We start from the raw sequence: 13,064 nt of genomic DNA on the forward strand, positions 1-13,064 counted from the left end.
TTGAGGTAGGGCAGGTCAAAACATCATGTCTAGAGTGATGTCCATACAGGCTTAACTGGGGACGCTAAGACGGCAAGTACAAAAGGGCACCTCGAAAAACCTCCCGGGCCGGCAGTACCCTTGGGTAAAATTCACAGCGTCTGATACAGCCACGAACTGACACCGATGAAGAAGCCACGCAGCGCCATCGAGACTGATTTGTTTGCCGCCGATCAGCACCGGGAAAAGATCGACCGCCTGGGCGATCATCCTCCGGCGGAGATCAATCTGCACATCGACTTTTCCGCCCTGGCAGCGGCTGTTGCTCATGTGACGATGATGGCGACCTGCTACAACCTGAAGCGGTTGGTGGATTTGTGCCGAGCTGGAATCGAGGCTTTCTGGTGGCCGCCGTGGGGCGAATGGCGCCCAGCAGGCGTGATTCGAACTACGGATAGGCCTCAATCTAATGGAATAAACCTTCATTTGCCGGGGAAGTGCACAGGTTACCGCCGTCACCGTAAGGTCGATGCTCAATGCAGCAAAAATTATCGGTTAATCGCGGTGCCCAGATGTCGCACCGGTTATTGAATCGGTAGCAGAACTACGACAGATGCCTCGGCACTGGTAGCGATTCATTGAAATCGACATGCGTTGATGCGAGTTACCTTTTTTCTGGTAACGTACAAAGCCCTTGGTCAGCCCCAAAATACATCTTTTTCAGCCGACTGATAAACCACTTAAGCCCTTTCCCCTTGTTGGTATTTCGCCAAGCGACCGAGAGCGACTGAGGAGGACGGGGCTCCTCCAACTGAATCGACACCAGGCGGCCGCTTTCTAGCTCTTCATTTATTCGGTGACGAGGAAGATAACCAACCCCGAGGCCTTTGCATTGCGCCTCAATCTTTCGCTCGATCGAAGGCATCACAATCCGAGAGCGCCCATCCAGCAAACCGGTAGAGCGGGCCGGCAGATAGCGTGAGCTATCCGCCACCACCACGATGGGATAGTCCTGAATCGCCGACAGCGGCAGCGGCTGAGGCATCTTGGTGAGAGGGTGCCCTGCTGCGATAGCAAACTCGAACAGCACCTGTCCCAGTGCGTGAATCCCGAAGCCCTGGGAAGGAGGATCGCCCTCAGCGCCGATGACGATGTCGCAACGTTCAGCATTAAGTGCATCCCAGGTTCCTCCAAGAACCTCTTCGATCAACCTTACTTCAGTACGGGGCTGCACCTTCTGGAACGCCTCAATCAGGTCGTAGATCGGATCACACTTGAGCACCGAATCAATACAGATACGCAGCTCCATCTCCCAACCATCCGCCGCCTGCTTGGCCATTGCGGTTAGCTCTTCAGTGGCAGTCAGTATTTGGCGCCCCTGCTCCAGCAGCAGACGACCGACGGCTGTCAACTCCGCCTTGCGCCGGCTGCGGTCAAACAGCTCAACCCCCAGATCATTCTCCAGCTTGCTGATGGTGTAGGAAACCGCAGAAGGCACGCGAAACAGTTCATCTGCTGCAGCGGCAAAACTGCGGCGACGGTCGATGGCATCCAGTGTACGAAGGGCATCAAGCGTAATGGGTGAGTACATTGTTCAAATTGACTGATCTTTTAGACCAAATCACTCCGTTATTTTTTATTGATACTAGTAGATATAGTGGAACCATAAATCAACAGCACTGATCCATCTACGGAGACTAACTATGAACAGCTCACTTATCAACCGCATATTAACCACTGACAACAGCTTGGGCAGCCTGGCGCTTCGCCTGCCTGCAGGCATTATCTTTACCGCCCACGGCGCCCAAAAACTGTTCGGCTCCTTCGGCGGCTACGGCCTGGAAGGCACCGGTCAGTGGATGGCTTCGACCGGCCTCGAACCGGGCTACCTGATGGCCCTGGGCGCTGGCAGTGCCGAATTCTTAGGCGGCATCGCTCTGCTGGTCGGTCTGCTGGTACGACCTGCGTCAGTGGTACTGGCCTTCACCATGCTGGTGGCTATCTTTGCTGTCCACGCAAGCAACGGTCTGTTTATGAGTAACAACGGCTACGAATTCGCCCTGTCACTGCTGGCCATCTCCGTCGCCCTGGCCGTTAACGGCGCCGGCGCGCTGTCGCTCGATCGCCACTTAAGCCAAGCCCAAAAATTCGGTACTGCACAAGACACCCATTTTTAACCCGACAGATACAGATAAGGAGCCAACGATGGGCCTGCTAATCGAAGGGCAGTGGTTCGACCGCTGGTACGACACCCAATCCACCAACGGCCGCTTCGTTCGTAGCGAAGCCCAGTTCCGCAACTGGATCACGAAGGACGGCACGGCCGGCCCCACTGGCGAAGACGGATTTAAGGCCGAGCCAGGACGCTACCACCTTTACGTGTCGCTGGCGTGCCCTTGGGCCCATCGCACCCTGATATTCCGCAGCCTTAAGGGGTTGGAGTCGATGATCACGGTATCGGTGGTTCACCCGCTGATGGCCAAGCAGGGCTGGACTTTCGAGCAAGACGAAGGAACAACGGGCGATGCGCTGCACGGCGCCGACCATCTTCACCAGATCTACTGCAAGGCGCAACCCGACTATACCGGCCGGGTCACGGTTCCGGTGCTCTGGGACAAGCAGCGTGACACCATCGTCAGCAACGAGTCGGCGGACATCATCCGGATGCTCAACAGCACGTTCGACCATCTGGGAGCGACGCCGGGGGATTTCTATCCGAAAGATCTGCGCGCTGAGATAAATGACCTAAATGACTGGATCTACGACAGCATCAATAACGGGGTCTATAAAGCCGGATTCGCCACCACCCAGGAAGCATATGTGCAAGCGGTCTACCCCCTGTTTGACGCACTCGAGCAATTGGAGAAGCGTCTGGCGAAACAACGCTACCTGCTGGGCAACCGAGTCACCGAGGCTGACTGGCGCTTGTTTACCACGCTGATCCGCTTCGACGCCGTCTACCACGGCCACTTCAAGTGCAATCTTGGCCGGGTCGAGGACTATCCGAACTTGTGGGGCTATGTGCGTGAGCTGTACCAGTGGCCGGGGGTTGCCTCGACAGTAAACATGCAGCACATCAAGGATCACTATTATCGCAGTCACCTCACCATCAACCCCACCGGGATTGTGCCTGCCGGGCCTCGACTGCACCTGCAGGGTGCACACGGCCGCGATCACCTAGCCGGATGCAGCGCCGCTTAATGCTTCTAGAGACAAACCCCGAAACTTAACGAGACTAACGCCATGTTGAAAAACATCATTAACCAACTGATAGGAAAGAAAAAGATGAGCAAACCCATACTTCTGATCATCGGCGCAGCCGGCAACAACGGCGTCGCAACGATTAAATCCCTGACCGAAAAGCATCAGGACCGCTTCACCATCCGCGCCGGTGTGCGCTCCCAAGAGAAGGCCGATACGTTGACGGCGCAGTTCCCAGGTATCGAGACCACCATTCTGGACCTCGACAAGCCTGAAACTCTGTCCGCCGCCTTTGAAGGGGTTCAAGAGTTGTTCCTGATCCTCGGTAATGTCGAGAATCGCGAGCAGCAGGCCAAGCACGCGATCGATGCTGCAGTAGCCGCCGGCACCGTCGAGCACGTGCTGTTCTACTCGGTGGTGGGCGCCGAGTACGAAGCGATTCTATTCGCCAAGCAGTTCCGTGCCGGCGAGAAATACCTCGAGGCATCCGGTCTGAAGTGGACCCATCTGCGGACCATCTTCTTCCAGGAAAACTTTGCCGGCTGGGCCGAAGGCATCAAGCAGGGCACCCTTTACTTTGGCGTTCGCGACGGTCAGTTTGCCCCGCTTAGCATCACCGACATCGGCGAGATCGCCGCCAATATCATGGCAACCGAAGGGCACGAGGGCCAGGCGTACAACATAACAGGCCCCGAGCTTCTCTCGGGCCAGGATATTGCCAAGGTGTTCAGCGATGTGACCGGCAAGTCGGTGGGCTACGTCTCCCCGGATGAAGCAACCACCCTGGCTTCGCTGCTCGACAGCGGATGGCCCGAATGGCAGGCCAAAGGCTTATTGGAGCTGTTAGATCTGTTCGCCTCCAACCAAGCGGCGGTGGTATCCCCCGACGGAGAGAAGCTGCTAGGCCGCCCCTTGACCAAACTAAGCGGTTACGCCCAGGCCAATAAAGCGCTGTTTATATAACCCACCTTAGGCGCCCTCCCTGTTCTTTTCTCCCTACAGGGTTGGGCGCCGCTTATTTGCTGAGATCATGCCAGGAGTCCGTGATGCCGAAACACTACCGGGCACCTCGATAAACCCGTGATTTTCGCTGAATCGAGAAGCCGAGCAGACCCACCGCTCTCCTCCGATTTCCAAAATGCTGAAGATGGGCATCCCCCTAGCAGCCTGTCGGACTTGATGCTCTTGTGATAGCCAAGCGCCGCTCGTTATTGCAAATCGCACTATATTGGTGCGAATTTCAGTCTTTCATCGCGCGGATTCGCTTCCGACGAGCGAAATTCCCTGCCTTTTAATCCCATTGGGCGGAGTTCGAGCGCAAGACGGCCATGCGTTTCAATTTCCATGCAAGGCACACCAGCGTCCATTCGTTCCCGGCATTCGCCAGTCCGCGCAGCAGGAACTGGCTAAAGCCCATCACCGATTTGATAATGCCGAACACCGGTTCGACCGTCTGCTTTCTGAGCGCGTAGAGCGCCCGGCCGGCTTTGGTTTTCAGCGTACGCTTCATATGCTCGACCGGGCTGGCTGACGCTGACAGCGGTGCCGGCTCCTCGAAACGCTCGCGCCAGTGCGGGTGGTGCTCGTCGCGCCCGACGGCGATCAGCGGCGCGGTTCCTGCGCGGTGACAGGCGCCGACATTCTGCGCGCTGAAATAGCCGGTATCGCCCAGTAAATGCTCAGGCTGGTTCAGCCCCTCGGGGAGCGATTGCAGCTTGGCCAGCATCGGCTCGACCTGCTGCTTGTCATTTCCCGCCTGCGTCACCTGAGCCGCCAGGATCAGCAAGGACTCGGCATCGACCACCGCCTGGGCGTTATAACACTGTTCGAACCCACCTCCGGCAACTTTCATGATGCGGGAGTCTTCATCGGTCAGATTAACCTGATCGTTCGGGCGTGGGCCCGGCTGGGGCGGCTTTGGCGGCTTGCCTCCGGGCTTTTTTCCGGTGGCTTTTTCCCTGGCCTAGCGCTTGGTCATTTTAGCTAGGTACTCGGCTTGCTCTCGCTCGAAGCGCTCCCTTGCGCGCGCTTCGATCTTGACCTTGGCCGCCGCGATAGCGGCCAGGCGGTCTTCACGCCGCTGGATCTCCTCAGGCAGGCTGACCCCGTCGGGCACAGTGTTTTGGTCGGCGGCCTTCGCCAGATCGAGTAGCTCCTGGACTTCGGCCTTAAGCCGGGCCTCGATCTTCTCGGCGTGCCCATACGACAGCGCGCTGTGCCGCGAGGCATTGGCGTGGAGCTTGGTGCCATCCAGGCTCAGGGTGCCAAAACGCGAGAGCCGGTTCTCGCGGGCGACTTCCAACACCTGCACGAAGATCGCCGCGAATGGCGCGCCGAAGCGACGGCGAAAGCTGGCCAGGGTGTCGTGGTCCGGGTGCTGATCGCAGGCGATGAAGCGAAAGGCCAGCGAGTCGTACGTGGCCTGCTCGATCCTGCGGCTGGAGAAGGTGCCTGTTGCATACCCGTAGATCAGTAACGAAGCAGCAGCGCCGGGTGGTAAGCCGCGCTGCCCCGCCCCGCATAGGCGCGCTCCAGCTCCTACAAGTCCAGTCCTTCGACTCCATCCACAATGTAGCGCGCCAAATGCGACGCGGGCACCCAGTCCTGTATCGAGGGCGGAAGCAGGTAGTCGGTGTCGCGGTCAATCGGTCGAAAGCGGCTCATGAAATCGGGCTCCAGCAAGGATGTGCCATTCTACCGGCAAAGGTGGAAAAGACCGACAGGCTGCTAGCCTCGAGCAGACGATCACCACTTCCATGGGAGCAGGTTTAAGAGAGACAACAAAAAAAAGCGGTGTCTGATAAATCAGACACCGCAAAGGTGAAAGGCCGATGAACTAGATCTACCTAGGTAGATGGGGAGTATCATGAGCTCACGCTATCCTCCTGCTCATTACCCTCTGTATCGACCTGGTTTATCGGCAGCGCCATATGCTCGACCACGCGTTGAGACTTTTTGTTGAACAACAGGCGGGTCACATCGGGACGTGAGTAATGCCCCACCGGATCCATGGCGTTCTTGGCAACACCGATTATGCCCAGGTCCACATCCGCGTACAGTATACCCTCCTGGTCTTCCGGCAGTTTGTCACACAGCGGGCTACCGTCCGGTCCGAAGATCACGGTATGCCCCCCACCGACATGCACCAGGTCGAGCTTATCCGGCGTATCACACAGCATATCGAGCATCTCCTGAGAGAAGACCGAACTGGGCGCGATCACAAAGCAGGAACCTTCAACTGCGTAGACCTTGCTCACGGCGTTGTTAACATGGTAGCTAAGCGCATGGGCAAAGGGATCATAGGTGGAGAAGCTGGGCCAGGATGCGACATGTATCTGCTCATGCTGGGAGTACATCGCGTATTTATTCATCGACAGGATGTTTTCCCAGCAGTTCAGTGCACCAAGACGGCCCAGTTCTGTGTCATGCACCGCCAGATCGCTGCCGTCACCCTCGCCGAACACGGTGCGCTCCTGGTGGGTTGACCGGATCTTGCGGCGCTGCGCCAGGGTCTCGCCATCAGGCCCCAGCAGCCACTGCGCGATGTACAAGGTACCGCCTTCGCGCTCGGCCAGGCCGATCACGGCGGTAATGTTATTGCGGCGGACCGCTTCGCGGATCCGATCGGCCTCAGGGCTGCCGTAACTCAACGCATTATCGAAGTAACGCTGCACGAACCCTTTCCGGATCGCCCAAGCGGTGGTACCCAGCCAAACCCACCAGGGATAACCGGGAATCCACAATTCAGGAAAGGCGACCAGCTTGGCACCGGAAGCGGCGGCTTCCTCGATATACGCGATGGTTTTATCCACCGATGCATCGAGATCGAGAAAAGCGGGCGCCGCCTGTACCGCTGCGACTTTATATTTCGGATGTTGAATACCCATAACAGACACCTTTTGGATTAATACGTTACTTAATTAAAACGGGATGGAGGTTTTCAAGCGGAAGGCATAACCGGAGGGGCGATTGCGTGCATACACCTCCTCCTCGTATTTCGCGGTAAATACCCAACCTTTGTCATTCATGTATTTAACCGAGGGACCGATCGAGAACGCCTTACTCTTCGAGTCGGACAGGGTGCTGCCATTTTGCTTGTCGTTCTGCAGCTGGTTGTACCAGTAGCCGCTGGCGCCCAGGGTCCAACCGTTACCCAGGCCGTAACCAACCGCGTAATCAACAACGAGTTCCGTACCCGTTTTATAGTTGGTCGCGTCGTTCTCCTCGTTGAAGATCAGGTTGGCCTTAAAGTCGCCGTTGAATCCTTTCGGATCGATATAGGACATGCTGTACAGGCCGATGGTAGACCAATAGTTACGGCCGATATTGGCCAGGTCGCCGCTATCGTAGTCACCGGTCGGCGCGACGAAGTCGACGCCCAGTACACCGTGCAGCTTTTCCGAGTAGTGGTAGACGATACCCGGGCCAAAGATCACGTCGCCCAGCCCCTGTTTGTGATCGCTGGCACCGCCGGCCTCAACTTTCAGATCGACCAGCGGGAAGATACCGTGCATAACCAGGGTGCCGCCGCCGATCTCATAGGGGGTGGACCAGACCAAACGCGGCGCTACGACGTTAGCGGTGATCTTGAAGTCGTCAGGTGCGACGTTATCGCCATCGCTATTCAAAAACTCATCGGCCCGGTAGGCGTTACCGAAGATCAGCGTATAAAAGCCAGGCGGCGGTACGGCCCCCATCAGAAAGTTGTCACCGCCGGCAGGGTAGGTGGAACCACCGCCTTCAGCCGCGTAAGTATTGGATGCGGCACCCATCAAAACACCGGCGGCCAACAGTGCGTTAGTGCACAGATTTACTGCTTTCATCAGGTTTTTCCTGTTTTTAGGGCGTAAGGAGTCTCGGATCGGCGCGGTTGCGCCGACCAAGGCTTCAGGTTTATCGATTAAGGAGCGGAGTTAACGGATCAGGACAACATTCTGCGTATCCCGAAGGGATCGAGTGGCCGTCGTCGGGTCAGCAGACTCCAGGCACCGCCTGGGGCAAGCAGCATGGTCAGGATCGCGATGCAGCCCAGCACGATGAAATACCAACTGCCGTAACTGCTGAACATCTCGCGCAGCAAGAAGTAGACGAGCACGCCAATCAACGGCCCCTCAAGCGTGCCGATACCGCCGAGTACCGCGATAAAGATCGCCGCAGCGGTCCAGTTCAGACTGAAGCTGGCAGAAGGCGTAACCTGCAGGGTGTTCATATAGGCGACGGCGCCCGCCAAACCGGTGATTGCCGCCGCTACCAGCCAGAGGATCACCTTCGTGCGCAGCACGTTGACACCGCTGGCGGCAGCCGCCGCTTCGTTATCGCGTACGCTGAGCAGCGCCAGGCCAAGACGTCCGCGCAGCAACCACCAGACCACCCCCAGCGAGCCTACGCCCACCGCCAATGCGGCCCAGTAGATACCGGCATTGCGCAGCCAGCGGGTGATACCCATCATGGTGCTCAACGGCATGCCGGCACCGGCACCCAGCCAGTCGCTATTGAGCACGGCGATGCGTGTGATCTCCGCCAACACCCAGGTACCGACCGCGAAGTAGGCACCGCGCAACCGAAACATCGGCAGCGCGAACAGCAGGGCAAACAGCGCCGTTATGACGACTGCAGCGGGCAGCATCAACCAGGGGTTGAGACCGAACGAGGTGGAGAGGAAGAACAGGGAGTAAGCCCCGATGCCGATAAATACGTGCTGCCCAACGGCAACGATACCGCCATACCCGGCCAACAGATTCCAGGCCAGTGCGATGGCATAGAGGGTAAACACCTCGACCATCAAGCGCTGGGTCGCGTATCCGCCGATCCAGGGCAGCGCGACCAGTACGCCGAGCAGCACTAGCATGGCCAGTATCTTGCTGCTCTTCATTGCCACTCCACGCTTTGACGCTGTTACGTCCGAAGATGAATAACGCATGCCGTTTACCTGCAAGTTCATGCCCTGCCCGCCTTGAACAGCCCTTCGGGGCGGGCGATCAATACGACCAGGAACACTAGATGACCGAAGAAGGGTCCCAGACCGGTATCGATGCGCGCACCGAGCAGCTGTGCGACACCGATAATCAGGCCTCCGAAGAAGGTGCCCCAGAGATTGCCCAGTCCGCCCAGTACCACCGCTTCAAAGGAGTAGATCAGGCGTTCGGGGCCCGCGGTGGGGGAAAAGGGTGTACGCATGCCGTAGAGCACCGACGCCACCGCCACTGTTACCAGCACGAACCCGGCCATATAGGCGAACAGACGGCGGTCGTTGACACCCACCAGACGCGCGGTCTCCTGATCATCCGCCACCGCGCGCACGGCAGAACCTATCGGTGATCGGTTGATCAGGTGAGCTACAAACAGGAACGCCAGCACACTGATTCCGGCGGATATCAGCGGCAGTACACCGATATTGACGCCACCCAGCTCTATCCCCTGCAATGCCAGATCACCGGCAGGCAGGCTGCGGGTGTCTGCCGAGAACAGCTCCTGCAACAGGTTCTGGATCACGATCGACAGACCGAAGGTCAATAGCAGTGGAGAGAGCGGGTCGCGCCCCATCACGCGGTTGAACAGCAGCTTCTGCAGCAGCCAGCCGATCACGAACATCATCGGAATGACGATCAGCAGCGACGATAGGGGATCAAGATCGGTGTTCAGCACGATCACGCTGGACAGGTAGGCCCCCAGAACGATCAGGTCACCGTGGGCGATGTTGATCATGCGCATCACGCCAAGGCTCAGACTCAGGCCTATGCCGAACAGCGCATAGAGGGCGCCAAGCAGCAGACCGTTGATGAGTGTTTCAAGCAAACTCAGCATTTCAGACTCCAAAATAGGCATTTGCCACGGCATGGTGGTCAGCTTCGGCCGCCACGCCATCAAGCACGACCCGCCCCTTCTGCACACAGTAGAAGCGGTCCGCTTCCGCCAGCGCCCGCTGTACGTTCTGCTCCACCAATACCACCGACATACCGTCTTGGCGTGCCATGTTCAGCAGCCGGTACACCTCATCCACTGCATAGGGAGACAGGCCCAGCGAGACCTCGTCGCACAGCAGCAGACGGGGGTTGGTGACCAGGGCACGGGAGATGGCAACCAGCTGCTGCTGGCCGCCGGACAACGCCGTGGCAGGACGGTTCTGCACCTCGGCAAGCGCCGGCAGCTCCTGGAACAGCAGTTCCGTATCCCACCTGCCGGGGCGCCCGTGGCGTTGGGCCAGTTCTATGTTCTCCCTCACGCTGAGGCTCGGGAACAGCCGACGCCCCTCCGGTACCAGCGTAATGCCGCGCTTGAGCTGCTTGCGCTCGGATGCGCCGCCAACCGCCTCGCCGTCGAACTGCACGCTGTCCGCGCTGACCTTCACCGCGCCGACCAGAGAGCGCAGCAGTGTGCTTTTGCCGGCACCATTAGCCCCGATCAACGCCATGCACTCTCCTTCGTCAACCCTCAGATCAACCTCGAACAGAGCCTGAAACAGGCCGTAATACGCCGATAACTGTTCAACACGCAGCATGGCTGTCTCCCGATTGCGGCTGGGGCACTTCGTTGTCATCGTCCAGATCAGACCCCAGATAGGTCTCACGCACCGCTGGTACCTCCAGTACCTCACGCGGTTTGCCATCGGCGACGATCTGCCCCTCCGCCAGTACCACCAGACGCTGCGCCACCGACACCAGCGCATGTACCAGATGCTCGATCCAGAGCACGGTGACACCGCTTTGGTTGATGCGCACGATCAGCTCAAGCAGCTCAATTACCTCGGCATCGGTCAGGCCACCGGCCACCTCGTCGAGCAGCAACAGGCGGGGTTTTGTAGCGATAGCACGAGCCAGCTCCAGACGCTTGCGCTGCAGCAGCGTAAGGGTGTCGGCGGCGTTGTTGGCCAGCGGCAGCAGGCCGGTCTGCTCTAGCGCCTGGCACGCCGCCGCCTCCGCTTCATGACCGTCCAGCTTGGCGCCAAAGGTCGCCGATACCAGCGCGTTCTCGTACACCGTCAAGCCAAGAAAGGGCTGAGGGATCTGAAAGGTGCGCGCTATACCGAGGTGGCAACGACCGGCCGCATCGATACGGGAGATATCCGCCCCCGCCAGCTTCACCTGCCCGCTATCTGCCACCAGGCCTCCGGATATCACACCGAACAGGGTCGACTTGCCAGCACCGTTGGGACCGATAACGCCGACGAATTCGCCCTCTCCAACCGCAAGACTCAGGCCGGGAATGACGACACTCCGCCCATAAGCCTTGCGCACATCTCCTAACTCCAGAAACATCTTGCCACCCTAGCTTCACAGTGATTCGAAGGTGCGCTGAACAGGAATCTCCGGCGCCATCTGATTGTCAGTGATCATAATCTCCGGCTTGCCAGCCTCGATGCGCCACTGCCCGCCGACAACTCGCATGCCGGATACATTCTTCGCCGGGCCATTGGCGAAATCGAGACGACCGATAACCGAATCCACCTGCATGCTACCGATCGCCTCGGCCACCGCGTCAGGATTCTTCGGATCACCACTGTTCTTCAACGCCTGAATGCCCGCCTCGAAAAGTGCATGGGCAACACCCAGCGGCTGGGTCCAGGCCTGTCCGGTCTGGTTCATGTAGGTGTTGGACAGCTGTTCGGCGGTCTGCCCCGTCAGGCTGGAGGAGAACGGATAGGCGGGCGTCCACCAGATTTCGGTGGACATGCGATCGGCTGACTGACCCAGCGTCTCGACCCCCGACGGGAACAGCAGCGCCTTGGCCGGCGTCATGATCTTAGGCTTGAAGTCCATCTGATGGCTCTGAGCGACGAAGGTTGCCCACTCCGGCGGGTTGAACAGGCCGGTGACAATATCCACACCCTCTTTCTTGAAGGCCTGGATATGCGCGGTAAAGTCATCTGCGCCAACGGGGAACTTGCCAACCTCAATCAATTCGTATCCGGCGGCCTTGAATACTGCCGGCATGCCATGTTCAGCATCACCCATCGCCAGCCCCGGCACGTCGTTTGACCAGAGCATGCCAACCTTCTTGTTGGTCGGGATCTCGCTCCACATCCCCTCGTAGACACGCGCGATATCGAATACACCCCAGAAGAAATGATACGCGTATTGGAAGCCCACATCCGGCTTACCACCCATAGGGAACATCCAGGCCTCCCAGGGGCCCATGGTGCTGATACAGGGCACACCATTGAGTTCACACTGCTGCGGTACGCTGGGACCGATTGACACCTGCGCCAGCATCAGGTCAACCTCTTCGCTATTGATCAGATCGGCGGCCTGGTTCGAGGCGCGATCGGTGCTGCTCTGGTCATCACGCACCAGAATCTCAACGTCATAATGCTTGCCGCCGATGGTCAAGCCACCTGCCAGAGACTGGCGTACCTGCTCTATAATAAAGTCATCAGCTTTGGCAAAGGGTGCGAAGGGACCGGATTTGGGACTGACGTAGCCGATGCGTATCACGTCAGATGACGCGAACGCCTTTAGGGACCCGGAAAATGCAGCAACAGTACCGAGTGCTGCTGTTGTTTTCAGAAAGTCCCGACGCCCCTGGCTGGGCACGCACGACCGCGTGTTTTTTTCGTGCTTCATTTTAAGTCACTCCGCTGATATTAAGGTGCAATGTCGGACTGCAACCTAGCGCCTGGCAGTTGCCCATTGGCTTTAAGCTACCCCTAAAAGCGGCTTCTAAGCTTGCTTAAACAGGAGCACTTTCATGGTCGAAACGGTAGAGTTGGTTCTGTGAGAACCGGGAGCTGGCTGTAGAGGAAGCGGAATGAAATTTTGGTAAAAATAGTTTGATCGGGCTCAGCTGCAGCCTATGATGTTTCGCATAAGGGTATGGTTTTTGCTTAATGAGGAACTATCGGAACAGATCTAATTAACTGAAAAGTAGTCAACAAGCCCCGGCGGGAA

Annotated in this window: 11 protein-coding genes and 2 pseudogenes; 4 read left to right on the forward strand and 9 right to left on the reverse strand. The window is 58.2% G+C overall.

Going from position 1 to position 13,064, the window contains the following annotated elements; genetic code table 11:
* Positions 1–165: 165 nt before the first annotated feature.
* Positions 166–303: pseudogene (locus tag MRS74_RS14135) on the forward strand (IS5/IS1182 family transposase); the annotation flags it as partial.
* A 340-nt stretch (positions 304–643) separates the two neighbouring features.
* Here the strand turns inward: MRS74_RS14135 and MRS74_RS14140 are convergent.
* Positions 644–1,570, reverse strand: a complete 927-nt coding sequence (locus MRS74_RS14140; RefSeq protein ID WP_254580923.1) for a LysR family transcriptional regulator — start codon at positions 1,568–1,570, stop codon at positions 644–646.
* A 112-nt stretch (positions 1,571–1,682) separates the two neighbouring features.
* On the opposite strand from MRS74_RS14140, the gene MRS74_RS14145 reads away from it, so the two are divergent.
* Genes MRS74_RS14145 through MRS74_RS14155 form a run of 3 tightly spaced genes read left to right on the forward strand, consistent with a single transcriptional unit; the run spans position 1,683 to position 4,143 of the window.
* A complete protein-coding gene (locus tag MRS74_RS14145; RefSeq protein ID WP_254580924.1) occupies positions 1,683–2,156 on the forward strand; it encodes a DoxX family protein in 474 nt (157 codons plus the stop codon).
* A 28-nt stretch (positions 2,157–2,184) separates the two neighbouring features.
* A complete protein-coding gene (locus MRS74_RS14150) occupies positions 2,185–3,180 on the forward strand; it encodes a glutathione S-transferase family protein (protein WP_254580925.1) in 996 nt (331 codons plus the stop codon).
* A 42-nt stretch (positions 3,181–3,222) separates the two neighbouring features.
* Positions 3,223–4,143, forward strand: a complete 921-nt coding sequence (locus MRS74_RS14155; RefSeq protein ID WP_254580926.1) for an SDR family oxidoreductase — start codon at positions 3,223–3,225, stop codon at positions 4,141–4,143.
* A gap of 328 nt (positions 4,144–4,471) precedes the next feature.
* Here the strand turns inward: MRS74_RS14155 and MRS74_RS14160 are convergent.
* From MRS74_RS14160 to MRS74_RS14195, 8 genes and pseudogenes are all read right to left on the reverse strand, one after another.
* A pseudogene (locus MRS74_RS14160) lies at positions 4,472–5,844 on the reverse strand (IS1182 family transposase).
* Between the two features lie 200 nt (positions 5,845–6,044).
* Complete coding sequence (locus MRS74_RS14165; protein WP_254580927.1) at positions 6,045–7,067, reverse strand: carbon-nitrogen hydrolase family protein; 1,023 nt, start codon at positions 7,065–7,067, stop codon at positions 6,045–6,047.
* A gap of 33 nt (positions 7,068–7,100) precedes the next feature.
* Entirely contained in the window at positions 7,101–8,003 is a 903-nt protein-coding gene (locus MRS74_RS14170) for a SphA family protein (RefSeq protein WP_254580928.1), read from the reverse strand.
* Between the two features lie 98 nt (positions 8,004–8,101).
* Positions 8,102–9,052, reverse strand: a complete 951-nt coding sequence (locus tag MRS74_RS14175) for a branched-chain amino acid ABC transporter permease (RefSeq protein ID WP_254580929.1) — start codon at positions 9,050–9,052, stop codon at positions 8,102–8,104.
* Positions 9,053–9,117: 65 nt separating this feature from the next.
* Positions 9,118–9,984 (reverse strand): branched-chain amino acid ABC transporter permease, encoded by an 867-nt coding sequence (locus MRS74_RS14180; RefSeq protein WP_254580930.1) that lies wholly within the window; start codon positions 9,982–9,984, stop codon positions 9,118–9,120.
* Between the two features lies 1 nt (position 9,985).
* Complete coding sequence (locus MRS74_RS14185; RefSeq protein ID WP_254580931.1) at positions 9,986–10,678, reverse strand: ABC transporter ATP-binding protein; 693 nt, start codon at positions 10,676–10,678, stop codon at positions 9,986–9,988.
* Positions 10,665–11,435 (reverse strand): ABC transporter ATP-binding protein, encoded by a 771-nt coding sequence (locus tag MRS74_RS14190; RefSeq protein WP_254580932.1) that lies wholly within the window; start codon positions 11,433–11,435, stop codon positions 10,665–10,667. The genes MRS74_RS14185 and MRS74_RS14190 overlap by 14 nt, the downstream gene beginning before the upstream one ends.
* Before the next feature lie 15 nt (positions 11,436–11,450).
* On the reverse strand, positions 11,451–12,740 hold the full coding sequence (locus tag MRS74_RS14195; protein ID WP_254580933.1) for an ABC transporter substrate-binding protein: 1,290 nt from the start codon (positions 12,738–12,740) through the stop codon (positions 11,451–11,453).
* Between the last annotated feature and the right edge of the window lie 324 nt (positions 12,741–13,064).

The sequence above is a fragment of the Marinobacterium sedimentorum genome (assembly GCF_024267675.1).
Lineage (GTDB): Bacteria > Pseudomonadota > Gammaproteobacteria > Pseudomonadales > Balneatricaceae > Marinobacterium_A > Marinobacterium_A sedimentorum.